The 17,282-nt window shown below is 69.2% G+C and carries 20 protein-coding genes and 2 pseudogenes; 12 read left to right on the forward strand and 10 right to left on the reverse strand.

What is annotated here, in order from left to right; genetic code table 11:
• Window position 1: 1 nt before the first annotated feature.
• Window positions 2-1,153, reverse strand: coding sequence for a cytochrome P450 (locus AC1UKG_RS03100; RefSeq protein ID WP_482641862.1), 1,152 nt, complete (start codon window positions 1,151-1,153; stop codon window positions 2-4).
• A complete protein-coding gene (locus AC1UKG_RS03105; protein ID WP_018745695.1) occupies window positions 1,150-1,611 on the reverse strand; it encodes a PPOX class F420-dependent oxidoreductase in 462 nt (153 codons plus the stop codon). The genes AC1UKG_RS03100 and AC1UKG_RS03105 overlap by 4 nt, the downstream gene beginning before the upstream one ends.
• Before the next feature lie 196 nt (window positions 1,612-1,807).
• Here AC1UKG_RS03105 and AC1UKG_RS03110 point away from each other — a divergent pair, with 196 nt between their 5' ends.
• The 3 genes from AC1UKG_RS03110 to AC1UKG_RS03120 all read left to right on the forward strand — a co-directional run bounded on the left by AC1UKG_RS03110 (window position 1,808) and on the right by AC1UKG_RS03120 (window position 3,661).
• Window positions 1,808-2,638: a hypothetical protein gene (locus AC1UKG_RS03110; RefSeq protein ID WP_018745696.1), complete on the forward strand. Its 831-nt coding sequence runs from the start codon at window positions 1,808-1,810 to the stop codon at window positions 2,636-2,638.
• Window positions 2,635-3,144, forward strand: a complete 510-nt coding sequence (locus AC1UKG_RS03115; RefSeq protein ID WP_018745697.1) for a nuclear transport factor 2 family protein — start codon at window positions 2,635-2,637, stop codon at window positions 3,142-3,144. The genes AC1UKG_RS03110 and AC1UKG_RS03115 overlap by 4 nt, the downstream gene beginning before the upstream one ends.
• Before the next feature lie 274 nt (window positions 3,145-3,418).
• Window positions 3,419-3,661, forward strand: a complete 243-nt coding sequence (locus tag AC1UKG_RS03120) for a hypothetical protein (protein ID WP_018814287.1) — start codon at window positions 3,419-3,421, stop codon at window positions 3,659-3,661.
• 55 nt (window positions 3,662-3,716) lie between these two features.
• Here the strand turns inward: AC1UKG_RS03120 and AC1UKG_RS03125 are convergent.
• A pseudogene (locus tag AC1UKG_RS03125) lies at window positions 3,717-3,794 on the reverse strand (SitI3 family protein); the annotation flags it as partial.
• Between the two features lie 70 nt (window positions 3,795-3,864).
• Window positions 3,865-5,151: an APC family permease gene (locus AC1UKG_RS03130; protein WP_026271437.1), complete on the reverse strand. Its 1,287-nt coding sequence runs from the start codon at window positions 5,149-5,151 to the stop codon at window positions 3,865-3,867.
• Window positions 5,152-5,206: 55 nt separating this feature from the next.
• On the opposite strand from AC1UKG_RS03130, the gene AC1UKG_RS03135 reads away from it, so the two are divergent.
• The 4 genes and pseudogenes from AC1UKG_RS03135 to AC1UKG_RS03150 all read left to right on the forward strand — a co-directional run.
• Entirely contained in the window at window positions 5,207-5,863 is a 657-nt protein-coding gene (locus tag AC1UKG_RS03135; protein ID WP_482641861.1) for a helix-turn-helix domain-containing protein, read from the forward strand.
• Between the two features lie 14 nt (window positions 5,864-5,877).
• A complete protein-coding gene (locus tag AC1UKG_RS03140) occupies window positions 5,878-6,246 on the forward strand; it encodes a hypothetical protein (RefSeq protein ID WP_018745701.1) in 369 nt (122 codons plus the stop codon).
• On the forward strand, window positions 6,243-6,539 hold the full coding sequence (locus tag AC1UKG_RS03145) for an antibiotic biosynthesis monooxygenase (RefSeq protein WP_475890281.1): 297 nt from the start codon (window positions 6,243-6,245) through the stop codon (window positions 6,537-6,539). Before AC1UKG_RS03140 ends, AC1UKG_RS03145 begins: the two co-directional genes overlap by 4 nt.
• A 182-nt stretch (window positions 6,540-6,721) precedes the next feature.
• A pseudogene (locus AC1UKG_RS03150) lies at window positions 6,722-7,018 on the forward strand (hypothetical protein); the annotation flags it as partial.
• 116 nt (window positions 7,019-7,134) lie between these two features.
• Here AC1UKG_RS03150 and AC1UKG_RS03155 read toward each other — a convergent pair.
• Together AC1UKG_RS03155 and AC1UKG_RS03160 are read right to left on the reverse strand one after the other, a co-directional pair.
• On the reverse strand, window positions 7,135-8,064 hold the full coding sequence (locus AC1UKG_RS03155; RefSeq protein ID WP_475890282.1) for a PfkB family carbohydrate kinase: 930 nt from the start codon (window positions 8,062-8,064) through the stop codon (window positions 7,135-7,137).
• Window positions 8,065-8,117: 53 nt separating this feature from the next.
• On the reverse strand, window positions 8,118-8,654 hold the full coding sequence (locus AC1UKG_RS03160) for a hypothetical protein (RefSeq protein ID WP_018814292.1): 537 nt from the start codon (window positions 8,652-8,654) through the stop codon (window positions 8,118-8,120).
• Between the two features lie 263 nt (window positions 8,655-8,917).
• On the opposite strand from AC1UKG_RS03160, the gene AC1UKG_RS03165 reads away from it, so the two are divergent.
• Window positions 8,918-9,283 carry a VOC family protein gene (locus tag AC1UKG_RS03165; protein WP_018740248.1) on the forward strand — a complete coding sequence of 122 codons (366 nt, stop codon included), beginning with the start codon at window positions 8,918-8,920 and terminating at the stop codon, window positions 9,281-9,283.
• A gap of 97 nt (window positions 9,284-9,380) precedes the next feature.
• Here the strand turns inward: AC1UKG_RS03165 and AC1UKG_RS03170 are convergent, their stop codons facing one another.
• Window positions 9,381-9,866 carry a GNAT family N-acetyltransferase gene (locus AC1UKG_RS03170; protein WP_155244450.1) on the reverse strand — a complete coding sequence of 162 codons (486 nt, stop codon included), beginning with the start codon at window positions 9,864-9,866 and terminating at the stop codon, window positions 9,381-9,383.
• Between the two features lie 181 nt (window positions 9,867-10,047).
• Here AC1UKG_RS03170 and AC1UKG_RS03175 point away from each other — a divergent pair, with 181 nt between their 5' ends.
• The 4 genes from AC1UKG_RS03175 (at window position 10,048) to AC1UKG_RS03190 (ending at window position 14,278) form a co-directional block, all read left to right on the forward strand.
• Window positions 10,048-10,398 (forward strand): hypothetical protein, encoded by a 351-nt coding sequence (locus AC1UKG_RS03175; protein WP_018745708.1) that lies wholly within the window; start codon window positions 10,048-10,050, stop codon window positions 10,396-10,398.
• 358 nt (window positions 10,399-10,756) lie between these two features.
• Complete coding sequence (locus tag AC1UKG_RS03180; protein ID WP_482641860.1) at window positions 10,757-11,254, forward strand: hypothetical protein; 498 nt, start codon at window positions 10,757-10,759, stop codon at window positions 11,252-11,254.
• A 386-nt stretch (window positions 11,255-11,640) separates the two neighbouring features.
• Window positions 11,641-12,999, forward strand: coding sequence for an MBL fold metallo-hydrolase (locus AC1UKG_RS03185; RefSeq protein WP_018814295.1), 1,359 nt, complete (start codon window positions 11,641-11,643; stop codon window positions 12,997-12,999).
• A 73-nt stretch (window positions 13,000-13,072) separates the two neighbouring features.
• Entirely contained in the window at window positions 13,073-14,278 is a 1,206-nt protein-coding gene (locus AC1UKG_RS03190) for an NAD(P)/FAD-dependent oxidoreductase (protein WP_482641859.1), read from the forward strand.
• 40 nt (window positions 14,279-14,318) lie between these two features.
• Here the strand turns inward: AC1UKG_RS03190 and AC1UKG_RS03195 are convergent, their stop codons facing one another.
• Genes AC1UKG_RS03195 through AC1UKG_RS03205 form a run of 3 tightly spaced genes read right to left on the reverse strand, consistent with a single transcriptional unit; the run spans window position 14,319 to window position 17,082 of the window.
• A complete protein-coding gene (locus tag AC1UKG_RS03195; protein ID WP_482641858.1) occupies window positions 14,319-15,428 on the reverse strand; it encodes a HAMP domain-containing sensor histidine kinase in 1,110 nt (369 codons plus the stop codon).
• Window positions 15,425-16,117, reverse strand: a complete 693-nt coding sequence (locus AC1UKG_RS03200) for a response regulator transcription factor (RefSeq protein ID WP_026271439.1) — start codon at window positions 16,115-16,117, stop codon at window positions 15,425-15,427. Before AC1UKG_RS03200 ends, AC1UKG_RS03195 begins: the two co-directional genes overlap by 4 nt.
• A gap of 26 nt (window positions 16,118-16,143) precedes the next feature.
• A complete protein-coding gene (locus AC1UKG_RS03205) occupies window positions 16,144-17,082 on the reverse strand; it encodes a F510_1955 family glycosylhydrolase (protein ID WP_475890286.1) in 939 nt (312 codons plus the stop codon).
• Between the last annotated feature and the right edge of the window lie 200 nt (window positions 17,083-17,282).

Below are 17,282 nucleotides of genomic sequence, written 5' to 3' on the forward strand. Positions count from 1 at the left end.
GCTACCAGGTCACCGGCACACGGGTCATGCCACCGGTGAGAAGGTTGGCGCGCGGCTCCAACCGTTCCGCCGGCACCGCCAGGCGCAGCCCCGGGAAGCGCTCCAACAGGGCCACGAAGAGCTCCTGGAGCTCCAGCCGGGCCAGGGGCGCGCCCGCGCAGAAGTGTGGCCCAATGCCGAAGGTCAGATGCCGGTTCGGAACGCGGCCGACATCGAAGCGGGCGGATTCCGCGAAGAACCGCTCGTCGACGTTGGCGTGCGCCAGCCCGAGCAGCACCAGCTCACCGGCACGGACCGTCACGTCCCCGATGACCAGATCGGTGTTGGCCCAGCGGGGCAGCGCCCCGGCGGGATCGGTGTCGTCCGGCCGGGCGAAGAAGTTCATCCGCGGCACGGATCCGCGCAGGATCTCCTCCACCGCCGCGTCCAGCAGGCTGGGGTCGCCAGCCAGGCGGTCCCGCTGCTCGGGGTGGGTGGCCAGCAGCACCGCCCCGTTGTCGATTGCCGTAACGGTGGTCTCATGACCGGCGAAGAGCAACGTCAGGCCCAGCTCCACCACCTGGTCCAGGGTGAAGCCCTCCGGTTCGGTCCGGTGCGACTCCACAAGGTCCGAGATCAGGTCGGTGCCGGGCATCCGCAGCCGGACCTGCGCCAACTCCGCGATGTAGTCCCGCAGCGCCTGGTACCCGCCGACGGACCGCTCCTGGTCATACATGTCCGCCGCGTCGTCGGACCAGCGGCGGAACTGCTCCCGGTCGGCATACGGCACCCCGAGCAGTTCACAGATCACCAACGCGGGCAGGGGGAAGGAGACCACCTGGTGGAAATCGGCTGGTTTCGGGGTCGCCGCGAGTTCGTCGAGCAGTCCGTCCACCAGTTCCCGCAGCCGAGGCCGGAATGTGGCCAGCCGGCGCGCGGAGAACCACTGGGCGAGCTTGCGTCGCATCCGGGTGTGGTCGGCCGCCTCCGTCTCCGACGATGGCTGCGGCCGACCGAAGATCACCGAGTTGGAGAGGCGGGCCGCCTCGCCCGGCCGCTCATGGGTCAGCCTCAGCCGTGGATCCGACAGCAGGTCGCGGACCGACTCGTAGTCCGTCACCAGCCACGCCGGGTGGCCGATCGGGGTTTTCGTCCGAAACACCTGGGTAGTCACCGTGCGTCCCTCCTCACCATCAGCTCACTCGGCGGACACGCGCCTTGGCGGACGTCACGCTTGTGATAGGTGAGCTCGTGCGGGGCCCGGTCCGGCTCCGCGATACCGAAGCTGATGATCCGTCTCGGATGGATACGGATGAGCACGTCGTCGAGGTCGGGGAACGCCGAGGGGTCCTCGACCGTCTCCGCACGCCCCCGGATCTCCACGCACCGCACCCGCCACGGCGACGTGGACGGCACGTCGTCGACCACGAACGCGACCCGGCCGTTGTCCACCACGTTGCGGAACTTTCGACTGCGGGCGAAGTTGAAGCCACCGACGTCGATCGTGCCCAATTCCTCGTTGTACCGGAAAGTCACCGGATTGACCTGGGGGGTGCCGTCCGGCTGCACCGTCGCCATACGGCCCACCAGCTGACTACGCAGATATTCGATCTCGACATCGGTGAACGCCATGGAACGAGTCTCATCGGGTATTCACGCGAACCGCAAGTCGGGCCACGTCAAATCGGCGTACAGCTGTCGTCAACCCTGTGTCAGAGGCCCTCCCGTGCCCCCGACGTCGCGCTTTGCGAAGAACTGACACACTCTTGCGGCACCTTTGTGCGTCGTTCGCTGGTTGTCCACCACCACTACTGACAGGGTGTAGGTCGTGATCGATACCGAATTGCTGACCATCATGTCCACGGACCGTGGGCTGACGGCACCGGCCGCCGCCACACCCGGTCCGACCACGTTCATCTCCCGGACCAACGCCGAGGGCGCCGGCTGGGTGGGCCTTGCCCGGCTCACCCCCGGAACTGACTGGCCTACCTTCCGCCGGCACGTCCGGGACACTGTCTCCGACGACGCAGACCGGATCGTCGCCGGCAGCGCCGCACTGGGCGGCTGCGCGACCCTGCTGAGCGGCGCGGTGATCCACCCCGGAATGCCTGGCACATTCACCGTCGAGCTCACCCCCGGTCCGCACGTGCTCTTCGACTACCCGGCCGCCGCCGGCACGGGCGAACCCCGCTACCAACTCCTGGACGTGTCCGGAGAGGCCGACGGCCAGATGCCGGTGGCGAGCGGGACGATCCGCGCCGAGCGGACCGGCGACGGCAGGCCCGGGTACGCCGTGCTCGGCACCCCGACGGTCGGCCGGCCGCTCACCTTCACCAATGTCATGCCGGGTGGCCAGTTCGTCGAGGCCGTGATCTTCCCGATCGCCGACGGTGTCGACGAGAGCGACATCGGCGCCTACTTCGACGCGTTCCGCGATTACAGCAGCGAGTGGCCGGCCGCGGCGCCGTTCGACCTGAACGCGGGGTGCGGCTTTCTGCCGCTGTCCCCCGGCCGGAGCGTTACCAACATGCTCCCGGCCCGGGCCGGCCGACACGTCGTCGTTAACTGGATGAAGGACGCCGCCGACGGGATCAGGCTCGCGAAGCGTGGCCAGTACCGGATCCTGACGATCGCCGAGCAGAGAGGGGACCTGCGATGACCCAGCTCCAGGACGCCACCCCGACCGCCACGCCGCAGCTCGGGGCATTGCTCGACCGGCTGGAGATCAGCGAGCTGATCGGCCGTTACGTGGTCAGCCTCGACACCGCCGAGGAGGAGGGCCGCGACGACGACTGGTACCGCGGCATCTTCACCGATGACGTCTGGTTGAGTTTCCCGATCGGAGAGCGGCGAGGCATCGACGGGCTCGTCGAGTTTCACAAGCGGGCCAAGCTGGCGTGGGAGGCGACGCTGCACGTCAGCGGCGACCACCTGGTGGAGGTCTCCGGTGACCGGGCGCGGGCACGGGCGCAGATCATCGGTACGCACGTCTCCCTCGGTGCCAGCCCCTTCCTCGTGGATCCGACGCGCCGGTTCGACATGGGCGGCTACTACGACGTCGAGGCGGTCCGGACCGACGCCGGCTGGCGCATCGCGGGTCTGCGCTTCGTCCTCGTCTGGACCTCCGGCGACGGCACCGTCCAGGGCGGGTCCCACCAGAGGTGACCTCGCCTCGGGCACGGAAGGACCTCGCCGCAGCCGCCGAGCGACGCCGGCGCATCCGGGCCGCCCGTGGGGTTGTGTCCACGGGAGCAATATCCGACTTGCCTGTGATAGGCGTGTTGCGTAGATGAGAGACGCCATCGCGTCGATCCGTCAAGACGACCAAGTCAGAGAGGGAGAAGAGAACGCGATGGCCGCATCTGAGCGACCGCCCAGATGGAAGACCGAGGCTAAGCGTCCGGGCGGTCGGGCCAGGGCCGGATCAAGGTACTGCTCGGTGGTGGTCGAAGTCGTGCCCCAGGAGCGTTACACGGACCGCTTCAGGAGTCTGCCGTGGACCCACACCGACTGGCACCACACGATCGAACCCAACGACCAGGGCGGGTACGACGTCACCTGGCGACTGGAGGCGCGCGGACCTCTCTCGATCCTGACCCTTCCCATCACCACCTCCATCCTCGGAGCGGAAGTCCCCGGTGCCGTGGACGAGTTCGTCGGCCTCGCTGAGTCCCGCTGTTGAACGACCACGCCGGGCGTCCGCTCGCGCCGGCTCGGAGCAGTGGCGTGAAAGGTCGTCATTCGCCGACGGTGCGGGTCAGCAGGAACCAGTTGCCGTTCTGGACCAGCGCCGTGTCCTCCTGCCGGGCGGCCAACCTGCCGGGAGAAGGCTCTACCCGCTCGTGAGCGAGTCGGTGACGTGCCAGGTGCCTCGTTTAGAGCGGGTCAACGGCCTCCGGCGCGGTCGAGGTACCGCCGATGTAGCGCGTACCAGGCAGCGCCGATGGCGAGCACGCCGATTCCCGCCCCAACGGTGGCTGGGGGGAGGCTGGCCGCCAGCGTGACGCAGCCGGCCAGCCCCAGCACGGCGAGCAGCCGTACCGGCAGCCGACGGCCCGGGTCACGGCCAAGGGTGAGCGCCGCGGCGTTGGTGATCGCGTAGTAGACCAGCACGGTGCAGCTGGAGAAGCCGATTGCCCCGCGGACGTCACCGACGAGGACCACGGCCGCCACGACCACGGCCACCGCCAGCTCAGCGCGGTATGGCACTTGGTGCACCCGGTGCACGGCGGCCAAGCCGACCGGCACGTCCCGTCGGCGGCCCATTGCCAGCAGGGTCCGACCCACGGCGGCGAGCAGCGAGAGCAGCACCCCGATCACCGCCACGGCTGCGCCGGCCCGGACCACCCAGGACAGGCCGGGCAGCCCGACGGCGGTCACCACGTCGGCCAGGGGCGCGGCGGAGGCGGCCAGCCGGTCCGGGCCGAGCACTCCCAACGTGATCACCGCTAGCACCAAGTAGATCGCCAGCACCGTACCCAGCGCCAGCGGCACCGCTCGGGGGATCGTTCGCCTCGGGTCGCGTACCTCTTCGCCGAGAGTGGCTATCCGGGCATACCCAGCGAAAGCAAAGAAGAGTAGCCCTGCGGCGGTCAGCACACCGGGCGCACCGGCACCGCCGACGTCGCTGAGCACCTGGCCGCCGACCGAGCCGACGCCGCCGATCCGCTCCGCTGCGAAGCCGGTCAGGCCGACCACCGCGACCAGGGACAGGACCCCCAGCACCACCCCGACCAGCACCTTCGTGGCCCGCGCCGTCTTCCCCACACCGCGCAGGTTCACGGCGGTGACGGCCGCGATGGCGATGACGGCAACGAGTCGGGCCCGGTCCGGCCAGAGGTATGCCCCAACCGTCAGCGCCATCGCCGCGCAGCTTGCGGTCTTGCCGACCACGAAGCCCCAGCCGGCCACGAACCCGGCGAACGGGCCGAGCCGCTCCCGCCCGTAGACGTAGGTGCCGCCGGACTCGGGGTAGCGGGCCGCCAGCCGGGCCGAACTGGTCGCATTACAAAACGCTACGAACCCGGCCAGCGTAAGTGCCACCAGCAGTCCGGTCCCGCCGGCGGCCGCCGCAGCTGGAGCGAACACCACGAAGACGCCCGCGCCGAGCATCGCCCCCATCCCGATGACCACCGCATCAGTTACCCCCAGCCGCCGCGCCAACCGCTCCACGGACCAGACCCTAGGGGGCCGAGGTGAACAGCGTGAATTTTACCCAAGCTGCCTTGTGTATATTTGGTTCGTGACGAGTCGGCGAACAGCCCTGCGGCAGGTCCTCCACCGGGCAGCCGGTGCCATGACCGCTCAGCAGGTCGCAGACGAAGTGGGCTGGCCGGTCGAGACCACCCGGCTGCACTTGGAGGAGTTGGTTGGCGCGCAGCTCGCCGAGCGCGTACCCGGTGCTCCTCGCGGCCGTGGCCGCCCACCGATGACCTATCGCGCAACCGTCGGCATGGACACCGCTGGACCCACCCAGTACCGCTTGCTGGCGGGGCTCCTCGCGCGCGCATTGCGCGAGCAGCCGAATGGTCGTGCAATCGCACGTGCCGCCGGACGGGCGTGGGCATCCGAGCAGCCGACGGAGGCCATCGACGGCGCCCCACTCACTCGGGCCGCAACCGCGCTCACATCCCGCTTCGACGCCCACGAGTTCGCGCCGACCGCCACGCTCACCGGGGACCGCGCCGACATCACGTTATGGCGCTGCCCCTTTCTCGACCTCATACCTGACTACGGCGATGTCATCTGCTCCCTACACGATGGCATGGTGGACGGGATCACCCGCGCCACTGCCGGGACATCGGTGGCGGCCCAACTCACCCCTTTCCCGCGACCTGATTCGTGTCAGATCACGTTGACCCGCCGCACCCGAAGGAAAGACTGATGTCCACGACGCCAATGAAAAGTCTGCACGAACTCGGACAGGAACTCTTGACCCGCGCCCACGAAGCTTCGTCCGGGCGCGCCGCGGCCACGCTCAACGCCGATCACCGCAGCCTGAAGCAACTGGTGCTGGCACTGCGGGCTGGATCGGCGTTGAGTGAGCACGAGAACCCAGGACAGGCCACCCTGCACCTGTTGTCGGGAACAGCCACCGTGAGCACCACCGAGATGACGTGGCACGGCTCCGCGGGCGACTACCTGGTGATTCCAGATCGCAAACACGACCTGCGAGCGGTCAGTGACGCTGTCGTCATGCTGACGTTCGTCAAGGAGGCCAACCGGCCTGAGCCACCCGCGGACGACGACCTGAGGAGTGACACATGAGCATCGTCAAAATTAATGCGATAGACATCATCGAGGGTCACGGTGACGAATTCGTCGAACGGTTCTCGGCCCGCCCAGGAAAGATCGAAGAGGCGGACGGATTCGAGGGCTTTCAGGTGCTGCGTCCCACCGACGACCGCACGACCTGGTTGGTGGTCACCCAGTGGCGTGACACTGAGGCGTACGACGCCTGGTACGCCACCCGCCCGCATCGCGCCCCCGAGTCGGTGACCTACGCCAACAAGTGGGAGCTGTGGTCCTTCGACGTCCTCACCACGGCGAACCCCGCCTGAGGCCGCGCTGCCTGACCGGGGTCAGAGCTACCCCGGTCAGGCAGGATCAGGCGGTGTATGTGCCCGAAACCGGTCCAGAACCGGCGTCGACAACCAGTTCGCCAGCTCACGCGGTGGCGCGGCTCCTTTCCGGGTCGTGGAGGCTTTCGGGGAACTCATCTACTTGCGTTGTAGATCGACTGGCCCGGCGGGCGACCAATGTCAACCGGCGCCGGACCCCATGCCGGCCGCCGGCGGACTACCGACCCTACGGCGAGCGGAAGCCTTATGTGATCGCCGAAACCCTCGCCGCGCTGCACGGCCCCACCAAGGGCATGGTGACGCTTCCGCGTCACCTCGACTGGTCCGGGCACGCCGAGTACGACCTGAACCGGCCCGCACGCCTGGCCAGCATGTAGAAGGTAGTGCTCACCGAAGCCAGTACCGTCGAGGATCTGCACACCTGGCTCGACGCCGACCTCCTTCGGCGACTCAGACCGGTCGGGATCCTCGCTCACCCCGGTTTGCCAGCACGGAGCCCGCCATTCCGCCCCGAGGATGACGACGTCCTAGCCGGTGGCGGCCGACGTGCCCGTCATATCCACTCCGGGCGCCGTCACCAGCGGCGGCCTCGGCCCGCGGGCGGGTCCAGTTCCGCCGCCCGGGCGAGCAGCGCGCCCCGGTCGATGGAGTCGACGTTCGTCGGCGCCACGGTACAGGCGTAGGCCCCGGAGATCGCGCCGTACAGGGCGCACCGCCGCGCCGGCTCCCCTGCGAGCCAGCCGAACAGGAAACCTGCGGCGAAGGCGTCGCCCGCACCGTTGGAGTCCACCACCAGCGCCGGCGGATCGACCGCCGGAACATGGCCGAACTCACCGTCGACCAGCAGGTACGCCCCCTCGGCTCCGGCGGTGGCGACGACCGTGCGGGCTCGGCCGCGTTCGATGATGCGCCGCATCGTCTGCTCGGGGTCGGCCAGTGCGGCCGACGACACGAAGACGAGGTCGGCAGCGTAGGCGAAGTCCTCGTGGTAGGGCTCGTTGCCGTCCCAGTTGTGCAGGTCGGTGGAGATGGTTACCCCTGCCGCGTGCAGCGTGGGGAGGGCGAAGGCACACGGATAGGTGATCGACACGTGGGCGTGCCGGCTCGCCGCGGCGAGGGCGGTGACCGACTCCACCGGGAGCCGGTCCCCCGCCTCGGATCGGCTGCTGTCGTACAGGGACAGCCGTCGTCCGTCCGGGGCGACGAGGTTGACCGCACGGCGGGTACCGGCCCGCAGCGGAAAGCCGGTGAGCGGGATGCCCCGCTCGGCGTGCAGGGCGCGGACCAAGTCGCCCTCGTGGTCGTCGCCGATCAGATCGATGTGGTGGGTGCGCAGGCCCAGGGCGTGGACCGCCATCGCCACGAAGTCGCCGGTCTGCCCCGCGCGGGTCGTGATCGCCGGCACCAGGTAGCTGTCGGCGAACGGAAGGGGTAGCTGCGGTGCGTGGACGATGGTGTCCACACCGGCGCCGCCTAGGACAAGAACGTCGATCTCAGTGCTCACAGGCGCTCCTCAGGGGAAGTGGTGCGGGGCTGGTGCAGCTGGCGGCGACGCCGTCACCAGCGGCGGGCCAGACGCCGTAACCGCGTCCGCTCGGCGAGGTCCCGAGCCCACGCCCCGGCCCGCGCCCACTCTTCGGCGCCGGCCGCCAGCCAGGTGACGATGAACGGCGCGGCGGCAGCCATCAGACCACCGGAAAAGGCGACCACACTGGCGGCGGCCCCGATCCGGCGTCGCCACGTGCTCCGTTCCGAAGTCTCCCGCAGGTACGCAAGCGCCGCGACACCGAACAGCATTCCTCCGAGCATGAACCAGGGACCCCAGCACATCGCGTACCGGCGGAGTTCGGTGGTTATCGTCTCACCCTTGATCGGGGCGCTCAGTCCGAAGCCGACGAACGTGCCGCCGTGGCCCAGCAGCAGAGCAGAGGCACCCGAGCTGGGCACGAGAAGCAGCCAGTTCGGCACCCGCCGCTTCGCTACCACCGGGACCCACTGCGGAAACACCAGGCCGAGCGGACGCACGAGTGCGAGACCCGGCACGACGCCAAACAGCTCCAGCATCACTGCCGTCCACAGGGCCGCGAGGAGCATCCGGTCGCCCTGCGCGCCGGGGCAGCACGATCGATCACAGCCGATGCACGCATCGTGATTCGATCCCCGAGCATACGGCGGATGTCACTCATCGTGGGGTGCCCCGTCGATTCGCTCCGCTGGGCGAACGTCTCACCGTCGGATCAGACCGTCAGACCGTCAGACCGTCAGACCGTCAGACCGTCAGACCGTCAGACCGTCAGACCGTCAGACCGCCAGACCGCCAGACCGTCGGCCCCTGCTCGACCGCCGGCCGACTGTTTATGCTCATGCCCATGGCACTCGAGTGGGAGCAGATCATCGTCGACTCCTCCGACCCCATCGCCCTCGGGCAGTGGTGGGCCGAGGCTCTCGGCTGGGTCGTGGTCGACAAGACCGAGGAAATCGTGGAGATCCGGCCCGAGCCGGACCGGTTGCCGGGGCTGCTCTTCGTCCCCGTCCCCGAGGGCAAGACGGCGAAGAACCGGCTCCACCCCGACTTCCGCCCCGACGACCAGGAGGCCGAGGTCGCCCGGCTGATCGCCCTCGGTGCCCGGCGCGCCGAGCCCGCGCAGGAAGGGCAGCACTGGGTGACTCTCTTCGACCCGGAGGGCAACGAATTCTGTGTCCTGTCCGAGCCGAGGAGCTGAGCGGGACCACTCACCTGATCAGACGAATGTGCCGGAACGTTTCGCCCGGGCACGCGGTCGCGGGTCGTCGAGGGCTGCCTCTGCCATCCGCCGACGGCTACAGCGACACCGGTAGCACCAGACGCATGGTCGGGGAATGCGTCGGCGTAAAGCCCAGCGCCCGGTAGAGCGACTCGCCGTCGCGGGAAGCCCGCAGGTCTACTCTCGTAACTGCCCGTTGCTGATACCAGCCGAGAAGCGCCTGCATGCAAGCCCGCGAATAGCCACGTCTACGGCAGTCACGATCCGTGGCTACGTTGAAGATGTATCCCACGTTACCGCTGGGGTTATCCGGACTACCCAGGCGATGCTCTATGACACCGACCGCGCACGCGGCCAAACCCTGGGGCGCCACATTTCTTTCGACCACGAAGGCTGCCAGCGAGCCGAGCGGATCAGCGAGCCGTGCCTGCAGCGTCTCCGCTGCAGCTGCAGACCATCTCCCCGGTTGTGGATCGACCCCGTCCATATCCGCCAGCATCATTCCACGCAGCCGCACCAACTCCGCTGCATCCTCAACTTCGGCGCGACGGACCTCAACCACGGCTGGGACAGTACTGACGAAATGATGTCCGACGCCACCGACTACCAGCGGCCCGTACCGAGGTCCCGGGGGAAGTCGTCGTGATGCGCCATGAATCTGAGGAGTCCCGCCAACGACTGCCCACGTCGTGTGTGCGGTCCGATGAGACGCGAGCAGCACCGGAGTGCCGCATAATCCGCTCATGACCTCTACCGGCTCCGCGCGGCTGTCACTGTGGTCCACAGACTCCTTCCTGTCGATCGGCTCCCATGGCTCGGTACTGTCCATCGGCAGTGTCGGCTCGATCGCCTCCATCGCCAGTATCGGATCGGCGGGATCGATCCTGTCCGTCGGCTCCGCGCTGTCGACCGGTTCGGCACTGTCCTGGCGGTCGCGCTGGTCGCTCCTGGCCGACCAGTCCTTCGGCGCCGCGCTGGCATCCCGCAGCAGTGTCCGCGCACGGACCGGGCCGCCCGCGGCGCTGGCGGCCGTCGCGCTCGCCGCCTACGTCGGCTACCTGGTGGCACGCAGCCGCCAACCCGACCCAGGTTGATCCCTTGTCGGCGAGGTAGCAGGCATCCGGCGGCGTACGAGTCTCGGCGTATCGCGAAGGTCGAGCCGCGAATCGTCGGCGAGATGTCCAGTGGCTGCCCTCGGTAGTTGCCTGATTGTGGTGCCAGGCACCCTGCCGAAGACATTCGGCCACGCCAAGCGGCGGTCCACGGACTGGATCGACTGAGAACGGTCCCCGCACGTCTTGGACACCGTAGCTCCCGTGCTGCCGGAATCAGCGATCCACCCTCATCCACGCCTACTCGGCTCGCCGCCGGCAGCACACTGGGGGCCGTCGCGGGCGCGGGACTGGTCACCGTCGACCCGGGCATCGCCTCCAGGGCCGCCGAGGAGCGCCGGTGGGCCACACGTTCCCCGAGGGGTGGTGGGCTGCGAGTATCGCTGGCCCCCGCGCCGTGGTCGGCCACGATCTCGTTGTGGCCCGCCGGTCACCTGAGGGTCTCCTCGTCGCCGGGGCGACGCTGCTGATGCCGACCCTCTTGGGGTCGCTCACCGGCTGGGGCATCGTGCTGGCCGCCGGCTGGCTGCTGAGCGGGCTCGCCGCGGTCGCCCCGTCCACGGTCAACGCGAGACGGGGCCGGGACCTGCCGGCATTGCGTCGGCTGCTCAATCTCTCCGGCCCGGCCCCGGTCAGTGCTGCCGACGGTCCTCGCGGTCAGCTGGGGTATCGGCGCGGGCGCTCTGCTCACGGCCCGGACTCCTGGCGCGGAGGGTTGGGCCTGGCCGCCCTGATCACCGGCGTACCGGCCGCCATGACTCTGCCCCAGGTGATCATCTCGGTGGTCGGGGTGGTGGCGTTTGTGCTCCTCGCCGGCCGGGGTGACGGGCGACGGTGAGGGTGCCAGCGCGGCGGTGAGGGTGCCAGCGCGGCGGTGAGGGTGCCAGGGCGGCGGTGTTTTGGCGGTGGGCCTTAAGCCCTGGTCGTCGCGCAGGCAGCCGGTGGGCACATGAATATTGTTTCCGGCGTTCCTGGTTGCGCCGGGCTAAACCCTGGGTGACCCTATGGGTACGACGTTCATGTAGTTCGATGTTTTGCTCGCGAGGAGCTGAAAGGCGGTGCTATGGGCCAGACCCCGCGGACGCTTCAGCCATCTCTGTCCGAGCGCCACTTCTTTGGAGCTGGCTCTGGCGACCGGGTGCCCCGATGCGTCTGCTACCGCTGCTCGAATATCAACATCTGACGGACGTGCATGCGCATCTTCGCCAAGGAGGGGTTGATCCCGTGGTGGACGTGGCAGTGGTGCAGACCAGCGAGCTCGGTGACCGCAGCTACATCGCCCACGACGGGCACGTCGCGATCGTGGTTGATCCGCAGCGTGACCTGGACCGCTTGCAAACGGTTCTCCACGAGCGTGGGCTGCGCTGCGCGATGGTGCTGGAGACGCACATCCACAACGACTACGTCTCCGGCGGCCTGCAACTGGCCCGTCAGCACGATGCGCCGTACGTGGTCAACGCCGCCGACGAGGTGGCGTTCGCGCGGCACGGCGTCGCTGATGGTGACGAACTGTCGGTGGGGGGCATGCGAGTGCGCGTGGTGGCGACCCCGGGACACACCGATACCCACCTGGCCTTCGTGATCAGCGGTGGCCCCGGGCCGGCGGCAGTATTCACCGGCGGCTGCCTGCTCTACGGCAGCGTTGGGCGCACCGACCTGGTCGACCCGGCCCGCACGGAGGAACTGACCCGGGCCCAGTATCGCTCGGCACACCGCCTCGTCGACCTGCTCGACGACGACGTCCGGATCTTCCCGACCCACGGATTCGGCAGCTTCTGCTCCGCCGGATCCAGCTCCGCTGGCGAGGACAGCACCGTCGGGCAGGAGAGAACCCGTAACGACGCGTTCACCGCCACGAACGAGGACACCTTCGTGGCGCAGCTGGTCGCCGGTCTTACCGCCTACCCGGCCTACTACGCGTACATGGGTGCCCGTAACCGTGCTGGCGCCGGACCGGTCGACCTGTCCGCCCCGCAGCAGGTAAACCCGACCGAACTGCGGGAACGGATCAGCGCCGGGGAGTGGGTGGTCGATCTGCGCGACCGGACCGCGTACGCCGCCGAGCACCTCGTCGGCACCATCAGTATCGCCCTGAGCCAGCAGTTCGCCACGTACCTCGGCTGGCTTATTCCCTGGGGCATTCCGCTCACCCTGATCGGTGCGAACCCGCAGCAGATCACCGACGCGCAACGCCAACTCGTGCGCATCGGCATCGACCGGCCCGACGGTGCGGCCACGGGCAAGCTGCGCGACCTGGCCGCCGGCGTGGCCACCCGTAGCTACCGGCGGATCACCTTCGCGGGACTCGCCGCAGCCCAGCAGGCCGGGGAGGCGCGGACCCTGCTGGACGTGCGGCGCGCCGACGAACGCGCCCTTGGCGCGATTCCCGGCTCGGTGCACATCCCGCTGCACTGCCTGCTGGATCGGCTCGGTGACGTTCCACCCGGCCCGCTTGCGGTGCACTGCGCCAGCGGGTTCCGGGCCGGCATCGCCGCCAGCCTGCTCGACCGTGCCGGCCACGACGTCGTCCACATCGATGACGAGTACGCCGTCGCTGTCACCGCCGGCCTGGCCACCGGCTGAACACCCTGACCGACCCCATGCCGCCGAGGGAGCGCCACCCCGCCGACGGCCTCACCCACAGGGAGGCACCGTCATGACCGCACCCGCCGTTCACCATCGCATCCTCATCGTCGGCGGCGGCAGCGCCGGCATCGACGTCGCCGCCCGGCTCCGCCGGGCGAGAGTCCCCGACATCGGCCTCATCGATCCCGCAGAAACCCACTACTACCAGCCGCTGTGGACCTTGATCGGTGGCGGATGCGCCAAGGCCAAGGAGAGCGCCCGCCCGCAGGCGTCGGTCATGCCGAAGGGCGTCGCCTGGATCAAGGATGCCGCGCACACCATAGACCCGGACCAGCAGACGGTCACCACCGCCGGTGGGATCCGGGTCCGCTACGACCATCTCGTCGTGTGCCCCGGCATCCAACTCGACTGGGACAAGATCCCCGGCATGGCGGCGGCCATGGACACTCCGCTGGTGTCCAGCAACTACACGTACGCCACGGCGCCGAAGACGTGGGAACTGATCCGAAACCTGCGCTCCGGGACCGCGGTGTTCACCATGCCCGCCGGGCCGATCAAGTGTGCCGGCGCCCCGCAGAAAATCGCCTACCTGGCCGCGGACCACTGGCGTCGACAAGGCGTTCTCAAGGACATCCGGGTCGTGCTTGTGCTGCCCACCCCCACCATGTTCGGCGTCCAGGTCTTCGCCGACGAACTCGAACGTGTCGCCGCCCGGTACGGCATCGAGGTCCACAAGAACAGCGAACTCGTCGAAGTCGACGCCGACAGCCGTCAGGCGGTGATCGCTGATCACACCAACCACACCAGACACACCATCGGCTATGACCTCATGCATGTGGTACCACCGCAGTCAGCCCCCGACTGGCTTAAGCAGACCGCCTTGGCCGACCCCGAAAACCCGGCCGGCTACGTCCACGTCGACCGGAACACCCTGCAGCACATCCGATACCCGAACGTGTTCGCCCTCGGCGACGCCGGGTCCACTCCGAATTCCAAGACCGGTGCCGCGATCCGCAAACAGGCACCGGTGGTGGCCCGCAACCTCATCGCCACGAGCAAGGGCGAGCCGCTGTCGGCGGCATACGACGGGTACGCCTCCTGCCCGCTGACCACGGCGCGCAACAAGATGCTGCTCGCCGAGTTCGACTACACCATGCAACCCGCACCCAGCATTCCGTTCCTCGACACCACCCACGAACGCACCGACATGTGGTATCTCAAGCGCTACGGACTGCCGGCCCTCTACTGGAATCTCATGCTCCGCGGTCGTGCCTGAGGCGCACGGTTGGATGGCTACCTACCGGGTGGCCGTCCGGTCAGATCTGCGCCTGTCCCGCTGATGGCAGGACCACCCGGACGGTCGCGCCACCGCTGGGTACGTTCTCCGCCCGTACCCGCCCACCGTGGGCGCTGACCACGGCCCGCACGATGGCGAGCCCGATCCCCGAGCCGCCGTTGTCCCGGTCCCGGGCCGTGTCGACCCGGTAGAAGCGTTCGAAGATGTGCGGGAGGTGCTGCGCCGGGATGCCGGGACCGGTGTCGGCCACCGCTAGCTCGACACTTCTGGTACGGCTGATCACCTGCACCGTGACGGTCCCGCCCTCGGGTGTGTGCCGTAGCGCGTTGTCCAGGAGGTTGCCGAGAACCTGCCCCATCCGCTGCGGGTCGACGTTGATCTGCGGGCAAGGGTGAAGGTCGCTGCGCAGCGTCACGCCCTTGCCGGCGAAGCGGGGCCGCACCGCGGACACGGCGTCCCGGACCAGGTCCGCCGGGTCCGTCCGCACCGGGTGCAGGTCGAGCTGATGCGTCTCGGCGCGGGAGACCGCGGCGATGTCGTCGGCGAGGCGGTGCAGCCGCGCGGTCTGGGCCCGCAGTACCGACTGAAGGTCCTCGTCGTCAACGGCGACACCGTCCTCAGCCGCTTCGAGGTAGGCCTCGATGGTGGCGAGCGGGGTGCGCAGTTCGTGACCGAGGTCGGCGAGCAGCCGTCGTCGGGTCGTTTCGACGGTCTCCAGGCCCTCCGCCATGGTGTTGAACGAGTCGGTGAGGGTTTTGAGCTCGTTGCCGAGGCCGGGGTCGGCCATGCGCACGTCGTAGTGTCCGTTGGCGAGGCTGGCCGAGGCGTGCGCGAAGTGAGTGACCGGGTTGGCGATCCGCCGTGTCGCGTACGCGCTGGCCGCCAGCGCCGCGACCAGCGCGGCGAGGAGACCGACACCGAGCGCGAGCGCGTTCGCCGAGGCGTACGCCCGCTCGACGTGCCAGCGCGCCTCGGCGCTGACCTCCTCGCCGACCTGCCCGAGGTGCTCGTGGAAGATCCGTGGTCCCACCGCGCCGGCGACCAGTGCCAGGGTCAGCCCGCCGACGGCGAGCGCGAGCACCTGCGCGGCGAAGAGCCGCACGGCGAGGCTGACGCGCCAGGAGCTCACGACTGCGGTCCCATCCGGTAGCCGATGCCCCGGACAGTGCGGATGAACCGGGGGTGGGCGGGGGTGTCGCCGAGTTTGCGCCGCAGATGGCCGATGTGCACGTCGACCAGGTGCTCGTCGCCCACCCACCCCTCACCCCACACCGCGGTGATCAGCTCGGCGCGGCTGAGCGCGACATTCGGTCGGCCGGACAGAACTGCCAGCAGATCGAACTCGGTGCGGGTGAGTGGCACGGGCACCTCGTCGAGGCGAGCTTCGCGGGCGGGCACGTCCACCGCCAGCGGACCGAACCGACGCGGTGCCGGTTCCGGCCGGCCGCGGGGCTGGCGTGGGCGACGCCGCATCGCGGCGACGCGGGCGACGAGTTCTCGAGGGCTGAACGGCTTGGTGAGGTAGTCGTCCGCCCCGACACCGAGCCCGGTCAGCTTGTCGGCCTCCTCGGTGCGGGCGGTCAGCATGACGACGTAGCAGTCGCTGAACGACCGCAACCGCCGGCATACCTCCACACCGTCGAGGCCGGGCAGCATCAGGTCCAGGACGACGACGTCGGGCTCGTCCTCCCGCGCGGCATCCAGCGCCGCCGGGCCGTCGAAGACACAGCGCACCTGGTAGCCATCGCGCTCGAGATAGCTTGCCACGACCTTGGCGAGGCTCCGTTCGTCGTCCACGACCAGCACCCGTCCACTGATGTCCTGGTCCCTCGCGGCGGTGCTCCTCACTCCGACGCGTACCGATCAGTCCAGGCAGCACCGCCGTCGGTGCTGGCAACGATCCGGTCACCGGCGAGGGCGGCGAAGAGGGTGCCGTCCTGCACAGCGAAGCTGTGCGGTTCACCCGGTACCGCTCCGTGCCGCTGCCACTGCCCCCCGCCGTCGGACGACGACCAGACCGCTCCGTCCGGGGCAACCGCCCACACGCCGGTGTGGTCCCAGGCCAGCAGGCCGACAGCAGGAGCGTCCGGCACCGGCTGCCAGCTGCGGCCGCCGTCGGTGGAGCGCTGTAGGCCGTCGCGACCGACGGCGAGGACTGTCCCGCCGTCGGTCGGGCTGACCGCGAACGCGCCGATCGTCGTACGGGAACGGCGCTCCCACTCCCGCTGGTCGGCGCTGACCATGAACTCGCCGTCGACCGAGTTGTAGCCGTAGACCGAGCCGTGAGCGACCTGGAGCCCGTGGAAGTCCGCCGTACCGGTAAGCGACTTCTCCCGCCAGGTCACGCCACCGTCGGTCGACTCGATCAGGCCCACGTTGGCCGGGCCGTGCGTGGAGTGGCCCGAGGCCAGGTAGTGCCCGGGGCCGACCATGGTGAAGCCCATCAGGTCCAGGTAGTCCTGTGACACGCGTACGGCGGTCCGTGGACCGTCGATGCGGTACAGCCCGACGTGCGTGGCGACGTGCAGGGCGCCGCTACCCGGGTCGACCGCGACCCCGTGGACGTGCCCGAACCCCTGGTGTCCGGCACCACCTGTGGGGTCGCCGTTCGAAGACCCCTGACTGCGCAGGGCGAACGTCACCACGGCGGTGAGGATGGCCAGCACGGCCAGCGCCGCGATGATGATCGTCCGCGGCGGTGTGGCCAGCCCACTGCGACCCTGCGGCTTTCGCCCGGATCCGGAGCTGCTGCGTGGCCGCATCGGCTGCGACGTCCTGCTCATTGGCTACGTTCACTTCCTCGTCGTTGATGACCCGTGCGAGGCGGCCCGGTGTTGGACCAGGGTGACCTCACGTCCTCACCAACCATGGCCCGAAGCCGGCGGAAAGACCCCTTCGGGGCCATGAAGATTCTCTGAAGAAGCGGCCCGCTCCCTACTTGCCGGGCCGGCGGTCGATGACGCTGGAGATGCACACGAAGGAG

Source organism: Salinispora sp. CH2A1_6, from assembly GCF_056820975.1.

What these genes read in the sequence shown, in the direction of transcription:
- AC1UKG_RS03105 (WP_018745695.1), bottom strand. Translation starts at nt 1,611, where the DNA reads ATGGCGTTCACCGATGTCGAGATCGAATATCTGCGTAGTCAGCTGGTG.
- AC1UKG_RS03115 (WP_018745697.1), top strand. Translation starts at nt 2,635, where the DNA reads ATGACCCAGCTCCAGGACGCCACCCCGACCGCCACGCCGCAGCTCGGG.
- AC1UKG_RS03140 (WP_018745701.1), top strand. Translation starts at nt 5,878, where the DNA reads ATGAAAAGTCTGCACGAACTCGGACAGGAACTCTTGACCCGCGCCCAC.
- AC1UKG_RS03145 (WP_475890281.1), top strand. Translation starts at nt 6,243, where the DNA reads ATGAGCATCGTCAAAATTAATGCGATAGACATCATCGAGGGTCACGGT.
- AC1UKG_RS03160 (WP_018814292.1), bottom strand. Translation starts at nt 8,654, where the DNA reads ATGCTCCTCGCGGCCCTGTGGACGGCAGTGATGCTGGAGCTGTTTGGC.
- AC1UKG_RS03165 (WP_018740248.1), top strand. Translation starts at nt 8,918, where the DNA reads ATGCTCATGCCCATGGCACTCGAGTGGGAGCAGATCATCGTCGACTCC.
- AC1UKG_RS03175 (WP_018745708.1), top strand. Translation starts at nt 10,048, where the DNA reads ATGACCTCTACCGGCTCCGCGCGGCTGTCACTGTGGTCCACAGACTCC.
- AC1UKG_RS03190 (WP_482641859.1), top strand. Translation starts at nt 13,073, where the DNA reads ATGACCGCACCCGCCGTTCACCATCGCATCCTCATCGTCGGCGGCGGC.
- AC1UKG_RS03205 (WP_475890286.1), bottom strand. Translation starts at nt 17,082, where the DNA reads ATGAGCAGGACGTCGCAGCCGATGCGGCCACGCAGCAGCTCCGGATCC.